The organism is Cupriavidus campinensis (assembly GCF_905397395.1).
Lineage (GTDB): Bacteria > Pseudomonadota > Gammaproteobacteria > Burkholderiales > Burkholderiaceae > Cupriavidus > Cupriavidus campinensis.
This window is the reverse complement of record NZ_CAJPVH010000057.1, coordinates 17,980-32,604: the sequence shown is the minus strand read 5'-3', so window position 1 is coordinate 32,604 and position 14,625 is coordinate 17,980. Positions and strand designations below refer to the sequence as shown.

Annotated in this window: 14 protein-coding genes; 12 read left to right on the top strand and 2 right to left on the bottom strand. The window is 66.9% G+C overall.

What is annotated here, in order from left to right:
* The 12 genes from KHO18_RS23360 to KHO18_RS23305 all read left to right on the top strand — a co-directional run.
* The coding region (locus KHO18_RS23360; protein ID WP_280527773.1) for a FimV/HubP family polar landmark protein at nucleotides 1-1,414 on the top strand (1,414 nt) is incomplete at its 5' end.
* A 132-nt stretch (nucleotides 1,415-1,546) separates the two neighbouring features.
* The gene (truA, locus tag KHO18_RS23355) at nucleotides 1,547-2,368 is read left to right on the top strand and encodes a tRNA pseudouridine(38-40) synthase TruA (RefSeq protein ID WP_211943970.1); all 822 of its coding nucleotides are present in this window, start codon (nucleotides 1,547-1,549) and stop codon (nucleotides 2,366-2,368) included.
* Complete coding sequence (locus tag KHO18_RS23350; RefSeq protein WP_144199398.1) at nucleotides 2,355-3,101, top strand: phosphoribosylanthranilate isomerase; 747 nt, start codon at nucleotides 2,355-2,357, stop codon at nucleotides 3,099-3,101. The genes truA and KHO18_RS23350 overlap by 14 nt, the downstream gene beginning before the upstream one ends.
* Nucleotides 3,102-3,203: 102 nt before the next feature.
* Nucleotides 3,204-4,397 (top strand): tryptophan synthase subunit beta, encoded by a 1,194-nt coding sequence (gene trpB, locus KHO18_RS23345; protein ID WP_092290124.1) that lies wholly within the window; start codon nucleotides 3,204-3,206, stop codon nucleotides 4,395-4,397.
* Nucleotides 4,397-5,281 carry a DNA-methyltransferase gene (locus KHO18_RS23340; protein WP_144199396.1) on the top strand — a complete coding sequence of 295 codons (885 nt, stop codon included), beginning with the start codon at nucleotides 4,397-4,399 and terminating at the stop codon, nucleotides 5,279-5,281. The genes trpB and KHO18_RS23340 overlap by 1 nt, the downstream gene beginning before the upstream one ends.
* An 8-nt stretch (nucleotides 5,282-5,289) precedes the next feature.
* A complete protein-coding gene (gene trpA, locus KHO18_RS23335) occupies nucleotides 5,290-6,087 on the top strand; it encodes a tryptophan synthase subunit alpha (RefSeq protein WP_144199394.1) in 798 nt (265 codons plus the stop codon).
* A gap of 193 nt (nucleotides 6,088-6,280) precedes the next feature.
* Nucleotides 6,281-7,153 (top strand): acetyl-CoA carboxylase, carboxyltransferase subunit beta, encoded by an 873-nt coding sequence (gene accD, locus KHO18_RS23330; RefSeq protein ID WP_092290111.1) that lies wholly within the window; start codon nucleotides 6,281-6,283, stop codon nucleotides 7,151-7,153.
* 84 nt (nucleotides 7,154-7,237) lie between these two features.
* Nucleotides 7,238-8,548 carry a bifunctional tetrahydrofolate synthase/dihydrofolate synthase gene (gene folC, locus KHO18_RS23325; protein ID WP_144199392.1) on the top strand — a complete coding sequence of 437 codons (1,311 nt, stop codon included), beginning with the start codon at nucleotides 7,238-7,240 and terminating at the stop codon, nucleotides 8,546-8,548.
* A gap of 50 nt (nucleotides 8,549-8,598) precedes the next feature.
* Nucleotides 8,599-9,342, top strand: a complete 744-nt coding sequence (locus KHO18_RS23320; RefSeq protein WP_144199390.1) for an SPOR domain-containing protein — start codon at nucleotides 8,599-8,601, stop codon at nucleotides 9,340-9,342.
* A gap of 47 nt (nucleotides 9,343-9,389) precedes the next feature.
* Nucleotides 9,390-9,887 (top strand): CvpA family protein, encoded by a 498-nt coding sequence (locus KHO18_RS23315; protein WP_144199388.1) that lies wholly within the window; start codon nucleotides 9,390-9,392, stop codon nucleotides 9,885-9,887.
* Nucleotides 9,888-9,972: 85 nt separating this feature from the next.
* Nucleotides 9,973-11,502: an amidophosphoribosyltransferase gene (purF, locus tag KHO18_RS23310; RefSeq protein WP_144199386.1), complete on the top strand. Its 1,530-nt coding sequence runs from the start codon at nucleotides 9,973-9,975 to the stop codon at nucleotides 11,500-11,502.
* A 24-nt stretch (nucleotides 11,503-11,526) separates the two neighbouring features.
* Nucleotides 11,527-12,735 carry an O-succinylhomoserine sulfhydrylase gene (locus tag KHO18_RS23305; RefSeq protein WP_144199384.1) on the top strand — a complete coding sequence of 403 codons (1,209 nt, stop codon included), beginning with the start codon at nucleotides 11,527-11,529 and terminating at the stop codon, nucleotides 12,733-12,735.
* A 69-nt stretch (nucleotides 12,736-12,804) separates the two neighbouring features.
* On the opposite strand, the gene KHO18_RS23300 is transcribed toward KHO18_RS23305, so the two are convergent.
* Both KHO18_RS23300 and nodI read right to left on the bottom strand, forming a co-directional pair.
* Nucleotides 12,805-13,659 carry an ABC transporter permease gene (locus KHO18_RS23300; protein WP_144199382.1) on the bottom strand — a complete coding sequence of 285 codons (855 nt, stop codon included), beginning with the start codon at nucleotides 13,657-13,659 and terminating at the stop codon, nucleotides 12,805-12,807.
* 1 nt (nucleotide 13,660) lies between these two features.
* Entirely contained in the window at nucleotides 13,661-14,554 is an 894-nt protein-coding gene (gene nodI / locus KHO18_RS23295; protein ID WP_244845028.1) for a nodulation factor ABC transporter ATP-binding protein NodI, read from the bottom strand.
* Between the last annotated feature and the right edge of the window lie 71 nt (nucleotides 14,555-14,625).

Here is a 14,625-nt window from a genome sequence, read left to right as displayed (position 1 = left end):
AGCCGCTGTGGCTGCAACGGCCGCCGCTTCGGCACCGCAGGCAGACGCCGCCGCACCCGCGCCGGCTGCCGCGGCTTCCGCCCCTGTGGCCGTGAAGAAGCCTGCGCCGCGCGTGCAGCCCGCACCGGTGCCGGAAACCTCGTTCCTGGACGAACTGCTTGGCAACCCGATGCTGCTGCCGGGCGCCGGCCTGCTGGTCGCGCTGCTGGGCGGCTACGCCGTCTATCGCCGCCGCCAGAAGCAGAAGACCGCCGACAACGGTGGCTTCGGCGACAGCATCCTGTCGCAGGAAAGCACGGTGATGGCCGGTGGCCATTCGCTGTTCGGCACCGCCGGCGGCCAGAGCGTGGATACCTCGCAGCACAGCGTGTTTGGCGCCGATTTCCGGATTGGCAACAACTCGCCGGAAGCCACCGAGGTGGACCCGATCGCCGAGGCGGAGGTGTATATCGCCTACGGGCGCGACGTGCAGGCAGAAGAAATCCTGCGCGAAGCGCTGCAACAGAACCCAGAGCGTCAGGCCATTCGCCTGAAGCTGCTGGAGATTTACAACACTCGTCAGGATGTGGAAGGTTTCCGAGTGATTGCAGAAGAAATGTTCGCCCAGACGGGCGGGCAAGGCGCGGACTGGCTGCAGGCCGCCGAAATGGGTCGCAAGCTGGACTCGAGCAATGCCTTGTATTTGTCGGTAACGCCGGACACCACGGCCGAAGTGGATACCACCACGCCGGTCGCGGACCAGTGGCGCACGCAGGACCCCGCGCACAACCTCGAGCAGCCGCCGCGCGAGCCCGCCATGGCGGACCTGGCACTGCCGCTCGACGCCTTCCCGGCGCCCGCGCCGGGGGAGCCTATCGTGGCACCGGAGTCGGCCTCGCTGGTATTCGGTAGCGAATCCCAAGCGGAACCGGTGGCACGTCTGGATGACGTACTCGACGAAAGCCACGATGCCGGTCTCGACATGCCGGCCCACGTGGACAGCCGCCATCTGGCCGAGGTGCCGGCACTCGATACCCCGACGCGTTCGCGCCCGCTGGAGTTCGACATGTCGGGCATCTCGCTCGACCTGAACCCCGGCAGCGCCGGCAAGTCGGCGGATAACGACCCGCTGGCCGACTCGGTGCCGCTGCCGGCGCCGACGATGCTGCAGAACGGCCGTCTGGCCGAGCCGATCGACCTGTCCCGCGTGACGTCCGAGGGCGGTGGTGACACCACCCACGGCGTGTCCGCCAGCACCCTGTCCGCCAACGGCATGGACGGCGGCCGCGACATGCAGATCAAGCTCGACCTGGCCCGTGCCTACATCGAGATCGGCGACAAGGAAGGGGCCCGCGAACTGCTCCAGGAAGTGGTGGATCAGTCGCAAGACCCGCTCCAGGCCGAAGCGCGCACGCTGCTGCGCGAGGTGGCCTGACCGGAAGCGGTCACGCGTCGGAAAACGGCCTGCAAAGGCCGGTATGATGGAGGGCTTGCACGGCGCCACGCCGTTGCGGCCCGAAGCGATGCGCCGGAAGCGTCCCTTCCGGCGCATTTTCTTTTGGGATCCATGAATCGCATCGCCATCGGGCTTCATTACGACGGGTCGGCCTTCTCGGGCTGGCAGTCGCAACCGCACCGCAATACCGTGCAGGACCATCTGGAGGACGCCATCGAGCGTTTTGCCGGGACTCGCCTGCTGACCACGGTGGCGGGGCGTACCGATGCCGGCGTGCATGCGCTCGGGCAGGTGATTCATCTCGATACCGAACTCTCGCGCGACAAGTTTTCCTGGGTGCGCGGCATCAACGCCTTCCTGCCGCCGTCGGTGGCCCTGCAATGGGCCGAGCCGGTGGACGAGGGCTTCCACGCGCGCTTCCTGGCGTTCGAGCGCAAGTATTACTACGCGCTCTACACCGGCCCGCACCGCGTGCCGATGCTGCACGGCCGCGCCGGCTACCTGATGCTGCCGCCGGGCCAGCGGCTCGACGTCGACGCCATGCGCGCTGCCGCGAGCTGCCTGCTGGGCGAGCACGATTTCTCGGCCTTCCGCGCCGCCGAGTGCCAGGCCAAGTCGCCCATCAAGACAATGTACGACGTGACGCTGAAGGCCGATGGCAACTGGGTCTTCCTGCGCTTCCGCGCCAGCGCCTTCCTGCATCACATGGTGCGCAACCTGATGGGTTGCCTCGTGGCGGTAGGGCGGGGCCGCTATCCGGCCAGCTGGATGGCTGAGGTGCTGGCTGGCCGCGACCGCCGCCAGGCTGCGCCAACCTTCATGCCCGACGGCCTCTACCTGGCCGGCGTAAAGTATCCTGAGCCGTACCGGCTGCCCGCTGCGGACCCGTCCGCGAGCTTCTTCCATGGAGTCTTTACCGATGACGGCGCCTGATTTCAGCCAGATGCCCGCCCGCACCCGCGTCAAGATCTGCGGCCTGACCCGCGAGGACGACGTCCGCGCCGCCGTGGACGCCGGCGCCGATGCCATCGGCCTGGTCTGCTACGCCGGCAGCCCGCGCTATGTGGACGTGGCGCGCGCGGCGGCACTGGCCGAGCGTGTGGCGCCGTTCGTCTCGGTGGTCGGCCTGTTCGTCAATGCCGATGCCGAGGAAGTGGCCCACGTGGCCGAGCGGGTGCCGTTGACGCTACTCCAGTTCCACGGCGACGAGACCCCCGAGCAGTGCGCGGAGATCGCCCGGCGCTGCCGGCTGCCTTTCGTGCGCGCGGCCCGTGTTCGTCCGGGGCTCGATTTGGTAGAATTCGCCGATCAATATCGTGACGCCGCCGGCCTGTTGCTCGATGCCTTCGTGGAAGGCTATGGCGGTGGCGGCCACGTCTTCGACTGGACCCTGATTCCCGGCCAATGGCTTCCGACCGATCCGGCGCTGGTTTTCACCTCGCAGCCGGCACCCTCCGTGCCCCCCAAGGGCAGCCCGAACGCAAACGGCGCTCCTCGCATCGTTTTGAGTGGTGGGTTGAACGCGCAAAACGTCGCTGGCGCGATTGAGCGCGTGCGCCCCTATGCCGTGGATGTAAGTAGCGGCGTGGAGGCGTCGAAGGGCGTGAAGGACCACGCCCGCATTGCCGCGTTCGTGCGTGCCGTGCGCATGGCGGAAGCAGGGTGACCCGGGGCCTCCCGGACCCGTTCCCGCCGCCTGCCGGCCGCATCCCCGAATTTCCGCGCCCCTGCCCGAACCGGGCCGGTGCGCCATCCTGAGAGCCTGGACATGTACGACTTGCCCGATTCCCGTGGCCATTTCGGCCCCTATGGCGGCACCTTCGTTTCCGAAACGCTGGTCCACGCGCTGGACGAGCTGCGCGAAGCCTATGCGCAATCCCAGAACGATCCCGCGTTCGACGCCGAATACCGGCGCGAGCTGAAGCACTTCGTCGGCCGCCCGTCGCCGATCTACCACGCGCAGCGCTGGAGCGAGACGCTCGGCGGGGCGCAGATCTTCCTCAAGCGCGAAGACCTGAACCATACCGGCGCGCACAAGATCAACAATGTGATCGGCCAGGCGATTCTGGCCCGCAAGATGGGCAAGAAGCGCGTGATCGCCGAAACCGGCGCCGGCATGCACGGCGTGGCCACGGCGACGATTGCCGCGCGTTTCGGCATGGAGTGCGTGGTCTACATGGGCGCCGAAGACGTGCAGCGCCAGGCCGCCAACGTCTACCGCATGAAGCTGCTCGGCGCCACCGTGGTGCCCGTGGAGTCCGGCTCGCGCACGCTCAAGGACGCGCTCAATGAAGCGATGCGCGACTGGGTGACCAACGTGGAATCCACGTTCTACATCATCGGTACCGTGGCTGGCCCGCACCCGTATCCGATGATGGTGCGTGACTTCCAGTGCGTGATCGGCGAGGAAGCCAAGGTGCAGATGCCCGAGCTGGCCGGCCGCCAGCCGGACGCGGTCATCGCGTGCGTGGGCGGCGGCTCCAATGCGATGGGCATCTTCTACCCGTATATCGACTATCCCGATGTGCAGCTGATCGGCGTGGAAGCCGCCGGCGACGGCCTGGAGACGGGCCGCCACGCGGCGTCGCTGACCGGCGGCTCGCCGGGCGTGCTGCACGGCAACCGCACCTACCTGCTGCAGGACGCCAACGGCCAGATCATCGAGACCCATTCGGTCTCGGCCGGCCTGGACTACCCCGGCGTGGGCCCCGAGCACGCATGGCTCAAGGACATCGGCCGCGCGCAGTACGTGCCGATCACCGACGACGAGGCGCTCAAGGCCTTCCATGACTGCTGTCGCATCGAGGGCATCATCCCGGCGCTGGAGTCGAGCCATGCCATCGCCTACGCGTGCAAGCTGGCGCCGACGCTGCCGAAGGACAAGCTGTTGCTGGTGAACCTCTCCGGCCGGGGCGACAAGGACATGCACACCGTGGCCGAACGTGCGGGGCTGAAGCTCTGATGCAAGTGCTGCCTCCCGAATCCGACCTGCTGGACTCCTCCGCGCTGCGGCTCTACCAGGAAGACGTGCTGGAAGGGATCTCCAAGATCCCCGACGGCTCCATCGATCTCGTCGTGGCTGACCCACCCTATGGGCTGGGCAAGGACTACGGCAACGATTCCGACCGCCTCTCGGGCCAGGCCTACCTGGAATGGTCCGAGCGGTGGATGGACGCCATCGTGCCGAAAATCGCGCCGCGCGGCTCGCTCTACCTGTTCTGCACGTGGCAGTACTCGCCCGAGCTGTTCGTGATGCTCAAGCAACGGTTGACCATGATCAACGAGATCATCTGGGACCGCCGCGTGCCGAGCATGGGAGGCACCACCCGCAAGTATTCGTCGGTGCATGACAACATCGGCTTCTTCGCCCGCCAGCGCGACTACTACTTCGACCTCGACCCGGTACGGATTCCGTACGACGCCGAGACCAAGAAGGCACGCAGCCGGCCGCGCTTCGAGGGCAAGAAGTGGCTCGAGGTGGGGTACAACCCGAAGGACCTGTGGAGCGTGTCCCGCATCCATCGCCAGGACCCCGAGCGCGCCGACCATCCGACCCAGAAGCCGCTCGAGATCGTGGAGCGGATGGTGCTGTCAAGCTGCCCGCCGGGCGGGCTCGTGCTCGATCCGTTCACGGGCAGCGGCACCACCGCCGTGGCCTGCGTGCGCCATGGCCGGCGCTTCGTCGGCTATGAGATGAATCCTGAGTACGCGCAGCTGGTGCGGCAGCGGGTGGAGGCGGCCATTCCGCTGGTCACGCCCGCCGTTCCAGATCCGGTTCCCGCCGCCGCCCCCGCAGCCAATGACGATGCCGCGGAAGCCGATGCCGCCGTCCAACGCCTTATCTAATTCCTGACATGTCCCGCATCCAGAAGACTTTCGCGGCCCTGGCCGCGCAGCAGAAGAAGGGCCTGATTCCGTTCATCACTGCCGGCGATCCGGCGCCCGGCCTGACCGTGGACCTGATGCACGCGCTGGTGGCCGGCGGCGCCGATGTGATCGAACTCGGCGTGCCGTTCTCGGACCCCATGGCCGACGGCCCGGTGATCCAGCGCGCGTCCGAGCGGGCGCTTGCGCAGGGCGTGACGCTGACGCAGGTACTCGCCTGGGTCGCAGAATTCCGCAAAACCGACGCCAACACGCCTGTGGTGCTGATGGGCTACGCCAACCCGATCGAGCGGATGGGCGACGAGGCCTTCGCCAAGGCCGCCCGCGCGGCCGGTGTGGACGGCGTGCTCGTGGTCGACTATCCGCCCGAGGAGTGCGAGGCGTTTGCCGCACTGATGCGCGCTAATGAGATGGATCCCATCTTCCTGCTCGCTCCGACCTCCACCGATGCGCGCATCGAGGCGGTGGCGAAGGTCGCCAGCGGCTATCTTTATTACGTGTCGCTCAAGGGCGTGACCGGCTCGGCCACGATCGACCTGGAAAGCGTGGCGAGCCGCCTGCCGCTGATCAAGCGTCACGCCAACCTGCCGGTGGGCGTGGGCTTCGGCATTCGCGATGCCCAGACCGCGCGCGCCATCGGCAGCGTGGCGGACGCCGTGGTGATCGGCAGCCGGCTGGTGCAACTGCTGGAAGACGCTCCGCGTGACCAGGCAGTGACCGCGCTGCGCGACTTCATCGCCGAAATCCGCCAGGCCCTGGACGCCTGAGCGACGGCAAAACGTGACGCCATGCCGACATCGGCGTCGCTCTATTGTGATCGATGTATCACAATCGATGCGATTTGCTTCGGCCAGACCGGCCCGGCATGGTAAATTCGCGGCCTGATTCCCTGCCGTCCCACCGTCAGCGCCTGCGCATGCAGGCTGGCGCGCGGGCGGCGGCTATCCGAAAGGAGCTTTCATGAGCTGGTTGGATAAACTCCTGCCTCCCAAGATTCAACAGACCGACCCCTCCACCCGCAAGGGCATTCCGGAAGGGCTGTGGGTCAAGTGCCCGGCGTGCGAGTCCACGCTGTACCGGACCGACGTCGAGGCCAATCTGCACGTCTGCCCGAAGTGCGACCACCATATGCGCATCCGCTCGCGCGAGCGGCTGGACGCGCTGCTGGACGCCGAGGGCCGCTATGAGATCGGCCAGGAAATCGTGCCGGTGGACGCCCTGAAGTTCAAGGACACCAAGAAGTACCCGGACCGCATCAAGGCCGCCATGGAAGAGACCGGCGAGACCGATGCCATGGTCGTCATCGGCGGTGCCATCCACACCATTCCGGTGGTGGTGAGCTGCTTCGAGTTCGAGTTCATGGGCGGTTCGATGGGCTCCGTGGTGGGCGAGCGCTTCGCGCGCGGCGCGCAGGCGGCGCTCGAGCAGAAGGTGCCGTTCATCTGCATTACCGCCACGGGCGGTGCGCGCATGCAGGAAAGCCTGCTGTCGCTGATGCAGATGGCCAAGACCACGGCCATGCTGAACCAGCTGGCCAACGCCAAGCTGCCGTTCATCAGCGTGCTGACCGACCCGACCATGGGCGGCGTTTCCGCCAGCTTCGCCTTCCTGGGCGACGTGGTGATTGCCGAACCCAAGGCGCTGATCGGCTTTGCAGGCCCGCGCGTGATCGAGCAGACCGTGCGCGAGAAGCTGCCGGAAGGCTTCCAGCGTGCCGAGTTCCTGCTGCAGAAGGGCGCGATCGACATGATCGTCGACCGTCGCAAGCTGCGCGCCGAGCTGGCGCAACTGCTGGCGCTGCTGCAGAAGCAACCGGCGGACGCGGTAGCCTGACACGATTCGTGCGAATGCAGGACAATGGCGCGGGTGCCCCCACCCGCGCCATTTTGTTTTTCCCGTTTTGAATCTGGTTTTCCCATGCCCATCTTCCACAATCTCCCCGACTGGCTGACCCATCTGGAAAGCGCCCACCCCGTGGGCATCGACATGGGCCTGACCCGCATCACGCGCGTCAAGGAGGCGCTGGGCCTGCGTATCGACGCGGTGGTCTTCACCGTGGGCGGCACCAACGGCAAGGGTTCGACGTGCGCGATGCTCGAGCGCATCCTGCTCGAGGCCGGCTACAAGGTGGGCATGCATACCTCGCCGCACCTGATCACGTTCAACGAGCGCGCGCGCATCAACGGGGAGATGGCCACCGACGCGCAACTGCTGCCGCACTTCGAAGCCGTGGAGCGCGCCCGCACGAGCTTTGCCGATCCGGTCAGCCTGACCTACTTCGAATTCACCACGCTGGCCATCATCCACGCCTTCGCGGCGGCCGGGCTGGACGCCATGATCCTCGAGGTGGGCCTCGGCGGCCGGCTCGACGCGGTGAATGTGATCGATACAGACTGCGCGGTCATCACCAGCGTGGACATCGACCACACCCAGTACCTCGGGGACACGCGCGAGAAGATCGGCTTCGAAAAGGCGGGCATCTTCCGCCCGCACGTGCCGGCGATCTGCGGCGACCCGATGCCGCCGAAATCGCTGATCGACCATGCCGAGGCCATCGGCGCGGAATTGTGGCTCGTGGGCCGCGATTTCCACCACCAGGCGGCCAAGGGGCAGGAGCGGCAGCAATGGGACTGGATTGGCCCGGACCGCAAGCTGAATGGCCTGGGCTATCCGGCGCTGCGCGGCGCCAACCAGTTGCTGAACGCCTCTGCGGCGCTGGCGGCGCTGCAGGCCATGCGCCCGCGCCTGCCGGTGAGTGCGCAGGAGGTGCGCAACGGGCTCGCCTTCGTCGAACTGCCCGGCCGGTTCCAGGTGATGCCGGGCCGCCCCGCCGTAATCCTGGATGTGGCGCATAACCCACATGCAGCCGCCACGCTGGGACAGAACCTCGAGAACATGGGCTTCTTCCGCTACACCTACGCGGTGTTCGGGGCGATGGCGGACAAGGACATTGCCGGCGTGCTGCGCCATGTGGCCGACAAGGTGGACCACTGGTGCTTCTGCGACCTGCCTACCGAGCGCGCCGCCAGCGCGGCGGACCTGCGCGAGCAGCTCGAGGCAGGCGGCTTCCGCGAAGGCCCGGACAATACGGCGGCGTGCTTCTCCAGTCCCGAACTGGCGTATCGCGATGCCATCGAGAGAGCGACCGAGAATGATAGAATCCTGGTCTTCGGGTCGTTCTACACGGTGGCCGGCGTGCTCGCATATCGCGCCACGCAGGCGAATTGATCGCCGCCGGAATGACATCGCACCGAATCACTCTCTAGGCATCGGCATCCATGGGCCTGCTTTCGCTGTTCTCGTCCCGCAAGGGCTCTGATCCGGCACCGGAGCGCGGTCGTCGTACGCGCGCGGACGTGGGCGCCGGCGTCGGCGCGTCGCGCCGGTTGAACGAGGAATACGCCGACGACACCCTCGACCCCGACTTCCCGCAGAAGCAACGCGCGCGGCGCCGCCTGATCGGCGCCGTGGTGCTGCTCGTGGCGGCGGTCATCGTGCTGCCCATCGTCTTCGAACACAAGCCGCGCCCCGTCTCGGAAGATGTGGCGGTCAAGGTGGCCAACGGGCAGGGCGCTGCGCAGAAACCGAAGGTCGAGGCACGCAAGGCCGATCCGCTGCCGCCCGCGCCAGCCGCCGCGCGCAATGACGCCGCGCTGGACGCTGGCGAGGAACTCGTCAGCGCGCCCGCCGCGGCCGACAAGCCGCGTGCCGAGGCCAAGCCAGAAGCCAGGCCCGATACCAAGGTCGCCGAGACCAAGCCCGCCGACAAGCCGGCTGACAAGGCCACCGGCAGCGGCAAGTTCATGATCCTGATTGGCGCGTTCTCCTCCGAGGAACGTGCGAAGAACTGGCTGGCCAAGCTCAAGGCGAGCAAGGTGCCGGCCTATGTGGAGAAAAAGACGCTTGCCGACGGCGAGCGGATCCTGCTGCGCGCCGGCCCGTTCACCGATCGTGACGCCGCCGATGCGGCCGACAAGAAGGTCAAGGCCGTGGGCCTGACCTCCAAGGTGGTGGAACTGTAAATCGCCCCCATCTGACGGGTCATCTGCCAGGAACAAGCGCCAGACGCATGGCTTTTACTTTTTTCGATTACGGCGTTGCCTTCATCCTCGTGGCCTCGGGCCTGATTGGCATCCTGCGCGGGCTGGTCCGCGAGGTGCTGGCCCTGGTGGGCTGGGTGGTGGCCTTCCTGCTGGCCTACCACTTCGGCGCGATGGCGGCCCAGTGGATGCCGGAAACGCTGCCCGGCGGGCAGCTCACGCGCAGTGCGCTGGGCTTCCTGGCAGTGTTCTTCGGTACCTGGATCGTGTCGGCACTGGCCGGCGCCATCCTCGGCCAGTTGCTGGAAACCACGGGCCTGAAGCCCGCGGATCGCGGCCTGGGGCTGGTATTTGGCCTCGCGCGCGGCGTGCTGATCGTGATGCTGGTCGTGGTGCTGGCCGGGCTCACCAAGCTGCCGGAAGAACAATTCTGGCGCGACGCGGTGTCGCGCCCCTATGTGATGCAGGCCATGGACGAGCTGCGGCAATGGCTGCCGCCGGACCTGGCCAAGTATGTGAAGACCTGAAGTCAACGCGGGTCCCGTCTCCTCCTACCGGATTGCAGCCGGGACCGCGCCCCTGAATCAAAGTTGCCTTTCCTGGGAGTGCGGCATGTGCGGTATCGTCGGCGTGGTTTCCACCAGCCCTGTCAACCAATTGATCTATGACAGCCTGCTGCTGTTGCAACACCGCGGACAGGATGCAGCCGGCATCGCCACGGCCAACGGCAGCACCTTCCACATGCACAAGGCCAACGGCCTCGTGCGCGATGTGTTCCGCACCCGCAACATGCGCGGCCTGCCGGGCACGTCCGGCATCGGCCAGGTGCGCTACCCGACGGCCGGCTCCGCCTCGAGCGAGGAAGAAGCCCAGCCGTTCTACGTGAGCGCGCCGTACGGCATCATCCTGGCCCACAACGGCAACCTGACCAACTCGGAACAGTTGCGCGAGGAGATGTTCCGCCGCGACCGTCGCCACATCAACACGCATTCGGACACCGAAGTGCTGCTGAACGTGCTGGCCGACGAACTCCAGCGCGGCAGCGACGGGCTGTCCCTGGACCCGGAGGCGATCTTCAAGGCCGTCTCCGGCATGCATCGCCGCGTGAAGGGTGCCTATGCGATCACCGCCCAGATCGCCGGCTACGGCCTGCTGGCCGTGCGCGATCCGTTCGGCATCCGCCCGCTCTGCATCGGCAGCATCGACACCCCGACCGGCAAGGAATACCTGATCGCGTCGGAATCCGTGGCGCTGGAAGGCATGGGCTACCGCATGGAGCGCGACGTGGCGCCCGGCGAGGCCATCTTCATCGACATGGACGGCAAGTTCTACAGCAAGCAGTGCGCTGAGAACCCGGTGCTGACGCCCTGTATCTTCGAGTACGTGTACCTGGCCCGCCCGGACTCGTGCATCGATGGCGTGCCCGTCTACGACGCGCGCCTGCGCATGGGTGACTACCTGGCCGAGAAGATCCGCCGCGAAGTGTCTACCGGCGACATCGACGTGGTCATGCCGATTCCCGACTCGAGCCGCCCGGCCGCCATGCAGGTAGCCAACTCGCTCGGCGTGGATTACCGCGAGGGCTTCTTCAAGAACCGCTACGTGGGCCGCACCTTCATCATGCCGGGCCAGGCCGTGCGCAAGAAGTCGGTGCGCCAGAAGCTCAACGCCATGGGCGTGGAGTTCAAGGGCAAGAACGTGCTGATCGTCGACGATTCCATCGTGCGCGGCACCACCTCGTTCGAGATCGTGCAGATGGCCCGCGACGCCGGCGCCAACAAGGTGATCTTCGCCTCGGCCGCGCCGCCGGTGAAGTACCCGAACGTGTACGGCATCGACATGCCCACGCGCAGCGAACTGGTGGCCCACGGCCGCACCGACGAGGAAGTGGCGCAGATGATCGGCGCCGACAAGCTCGTGTACCAGGACGTGGAAGCGATGAAGCAGGCCGTGCGCGACATCAACCCGGCGCTGCGGGACTTCGACGCCTCGTGCTTCGATGGCCGCTACATCACCGGCGATATCGACGAGGAATACCTGGTGCGCCTGGAGACCGCGCGCAGCCAGGCTGACCGCGACGGCACGAACGCCGACACAGAGCGCTCGCAACTGCACCTGCAGCGCTCGGGCAACCACGAATAATCCGATCAGAAGACAGCCAGCAGCATGAGCGAACCGTTCCAACCAGAGTCCCTCGGTATCGATACCCTTGGCGTGCGTGCCGGCACGCTGCGCAGCAGCGAGTTCATGGAGCACTCCGAGGCGATGTACCTGACCTCGAGCTTCTGCTTCCACAGCGCCGCCGAGGCGGCCGAGCGGTTTGCCAACTCGGAAGAGGGCTACACGTACTCGCGCTTCACCAATCCCACGGTGTCGATGTTCCAGTCGCGGCTGGCGGCGCTGGAAGGCGGCGAGGCGTGCATGGCCACGGCATCGGGCATGAGCGCGATCCTGTCCGTGGCGCTGGCGTCGCTGCAATCGGGTGACCACTTGGTCAGCTCGCGGTCGATCTTCGGCTCGACCATGACGCTGTTCAACACAATCCTGGCCAAGTTCGGCGTGGAGACGACGTACGTGGACACGGGCGACCTGTCCGCGTGGCGTGCCGCCGTCAAGCCGAACACGAAGCTGTTCTTCCTGGAAACGCCGTCGAACCCGCTGACCGAGGTCTCGGACATCGCGGCGATTGCCGACATCGCCCACAATGCGGGCGCGCTGTTCGTGGTGGACAACTGCTTCTGCTCGCCGGCGCTGCAGCAGCCGATCAAGTTCGGCGCGGACGTGGTGGTGCATTCTGCCACCAAGCACATCGACGGACAGGGGCGGGTGCTGGGCGGCGCGGTGGTCGGCAAGCGCGACTACATCATGGGCAAGGTCTTCCCGTTCGTGCGCACGGCCGGCCCGACGCTGTCCGCGTTCAACGCGTGGGTGATGCTCAAGGGCATGGAGACGCTGGCCATCCGCATGGAGCGGCATTCGCAGAGCGCGCTGACGGTGGCGGAGTTCCTGGAGGCGCATCCGGCTGTGGCCAAGGTGTACCACCCGGCGTTGAAGTCCCATCCGCAGTACGACATCGCCATGCGCCAGCAGAGCGGCGGCGGGGCGATTGTCTCGTTCGAGCTGAAGGGCGCCACGCCCGAGCAGCAGCGCGCCAATGCCTGGCGCGTGATCGACAGCACGAAGGTGTGCTCGATCACGGGCAACCTGGGCGATACGCGCACGACCATCACGCATCCGTACACCACCACGCACGGTCGCGTGGCACCCGAAGCGAAGGCGGCGGCGGGCATCACCGAAGGGCTGATCCGCCTGGCCGTGGGACTGGAATCGGTGGCCGACATCAAGGCCGATCTGCTGCGCGGGCTGGGCCAGTAAGCCAGCAAGCCAGTAAATCGTTTTGTTTTTACCCCTCTCCCGGTGCCGGGAGAGGGCGTATCCTGCACCTCAGCGCAGCATCCTGCGCCTCAGCAGCACCAGCGCCACCAGCAGCGCGGCCACGGCGTACACGGCCAGCACGGCCAGATGCAATCCCCCATGTTCCACCGGACGGCCCAGCATCAGCGGGCGGATCAGCGCCACCGCGTGGGCGAGCGGCAAGACCTGCGTCGCGGCCTGGGCGCTGGCCGGCAATTGCTCGAGCGGGAAGAACACGCCGGAGAGCAACAGCATCGGCGTCATCACCAGCGTCTGGTAGAACATGAAGAAGTCGTAGCTCGGCGCGAGCGCCGTGACGATCATCGCCAGGCTCGCGAAGGCGATGCCCGCCAGCACGATCACCGGCAGCGCCGCCAGCGCGCCCGGGAACTGCGCATAGCCCAGCGCGCCCGCCACCAGCATGATCGCCACGCCGGACAGCACGGCCTTGCTGGCCGCCCAGAGGATCTCGCCCAGCACCACGTCGCCCAGCGTCAGCGGGGCATGCATGATGGCCTCCCACGTGCGCTGCACATGCATGCGCGAGAACGCGGAGTACATCGACTCGAAGCTCGCCGACATCATCACGCTCGACGCCGTGGTGCCCGCCGCCAGGAAGGCGATATACGACACCCCGTGCACCTCTCCGACCAGCAGGCCCAGCCCCAGGCCGAGGCCGAACAGGTAGATCATCGGGTCGGCCAGGTTGCCGATCATCGACGGAATGGCGAGTTTCTTCCATACCATGTAGTTGCGATACCAGACCATCATCCAGTTGCGCGCGTTGCGCGGCAGCAGCGGCTGGGGATAGTGCTGGCGGGGCGGCGGGGCGGGGCGGGGCGCGTTGGCCGCCACGTCGGGCGTGCGGGGGTCCTGTTCGCTCATTTCAGTCTCTCATGTCGCGGCCGGTCAGCTTGAGGAACACGTCCTCGAGGTTGGCCGGCCGGTGCAGGTAGCGCACGCTGCCATTGCCGTGCAGCGCGGCCAGCAGCGGGCCCGGTTCGCGCACGTAGCAGAACAGCGTCTCGCCCCGCATCTCGGTCCGTTCGGCCAGCGGCGTCACACGGTGGCGCAGCGGCTCCAGTTCGTCGCCGTAGATCTCTACCACGTCGCAGCCGATCTCCCGGTCGATGAGTTCGTGGGGCTTGCCTTCGGCAATCTTGCGGCCGCCGTCGATCACGCAAAGGTGATTGCAAAGGCGCTCGGCTTCTTCCATGAAGTGCGTGGTCAGCAGGATGGTCTTGCCCGCCGCGATCAGGGACTTCAGCCGCTCCCAGATCAGATGGCGCGCCTGCGGGTCCAGGCCGGTGGTCGGCTCGTCCATGACCAGCAGGTCCGGATCGTTGATCAGGGCCCGCGCCACGGTCAGGCGGCGGCGCATGCCGCCGGACAGATCGCGCACCTGCGCGTCGGCCCGGTTCTCCAGCCGCGCAAACTCCAGCAGCATCGGCACGCGCCGCGATATCTCGGCCGATGACAGGCCGAAATATCGCCCGAAGATGCGCAGGTTCTCGATTACGGAAAAATCCGGGTCGAGGTTGTCGAACTGCGGCACCACGCCCACGCGCATGCGAGCCTGCGGTGCCCGCTGCGGAATCGGCTCCCCGCACAGCATGAGCGTGCCGGAAGCCGGCGTGGTGAGACCCAGCAGCATGCGGAGCGTGGTGGTCTTGCCGGCGCCATTGGGGCCGAGCAGGCCGAAACACTGGCCACGCTGGACTTCGAGGTCGAGGTTGTCGACGACGACTGTGTCGCCATACAGCTTGCGCACGTTGCGCATCTGCAGGATGGGAGGGGTGGCAGTCAAGGCGAAGGCCCGGTGAGTGCGATCCCGCCATTATGCCGGTTTGC

Bases quoted from the DNA above. Each gene is read 5' to 3' on its own strand.
- truA (WP_211943970.1), top strand. From the start codon at position 1,547: ATGAATCGCATCGCCATCGGGCTTCATTACGACGGGTCGGCCTTCTCG.
- KHO18_RS23315 (WP_144199388.1), top strand. From the start codon at position 9,390: ATGGCTTTTACTTTTTTCGATTACGGCGTTGCCTTCATCCTCGTGGCC.
- trpA (WP_144199394.1), top strand. From the start codon at position 5,290: ATGTCCCGCATCCAGAAGACTTTCGCGGCCCTGGCCGCGCAGCAGAAG.
- purF (WP_144199386.1), top strand. From the start codon at position 9,973: ATGTGCGGTATCGTCGGCGTGGTTTCCACCAGCCCTGTCAACCAATTG.
- KHO18_RS23350 (WP_144199398.1), top strand. From the start codon at position 2,355: ATGACGGCGCCTGATTTCAGCCAGATGCCCGCCCGCACCCGCGTCAAG.
- trpB (WP_092290124.1), top strand. From the start codon at position 3,204: ATGTACGACTTGCCCGATTCCCGTGGCCATTTCGGCCCCTATGGCGGC.
- KHO18_RS23305 (WP_144199384.1), top strand. From the start codon at position 11,527: ATGAGCGAACCGTTCCAACCAGAGTCCCTCGGTATCGATACCCTTGGC.
- nodI (WP_244845028.1), bottom strand. From the start codon at position 14,554: ATGCGCAACGTGCGCAAGCTGTATGGCGACACAGTCGTCGTCGACAAC.
- folC (WP_144199392.1), top strand. From the start codon at position 7,238: ATGCCCATCTTCCACAATCTCCCCGACTGGCTGACCCATCTGGAAAGC.
- KHO18_RS23300 (WP_144199382.1), bottom strand. From the start codon at position 13,659: ATGAGCGAACAGGACCCCCGCACGCCCGACGTGGCGGCCAACGCGCCC.
- KHO18_RS23320 (WP_144199390.1), top strand. From the start codon at position 8,599: ATGGGCCTGCTTTCGCTGTTCTCGTCCCGCAAGGGCTCTGATCCGGCA.
- KHO18_RS23340 (WP_144199396.1), top strand. From the start codon at position 4,397: ATGCAAGTGCTGCCTCCCGAATCCGACCTGCTGGACTCCTCCGCGCTG.
- accD (WP_092290111.1), top strand. From the start codon at position 6,281: ATGAGCTGGTTGGATAAACTCCTGCCTCCCAAGATTCAACAGACCGAC.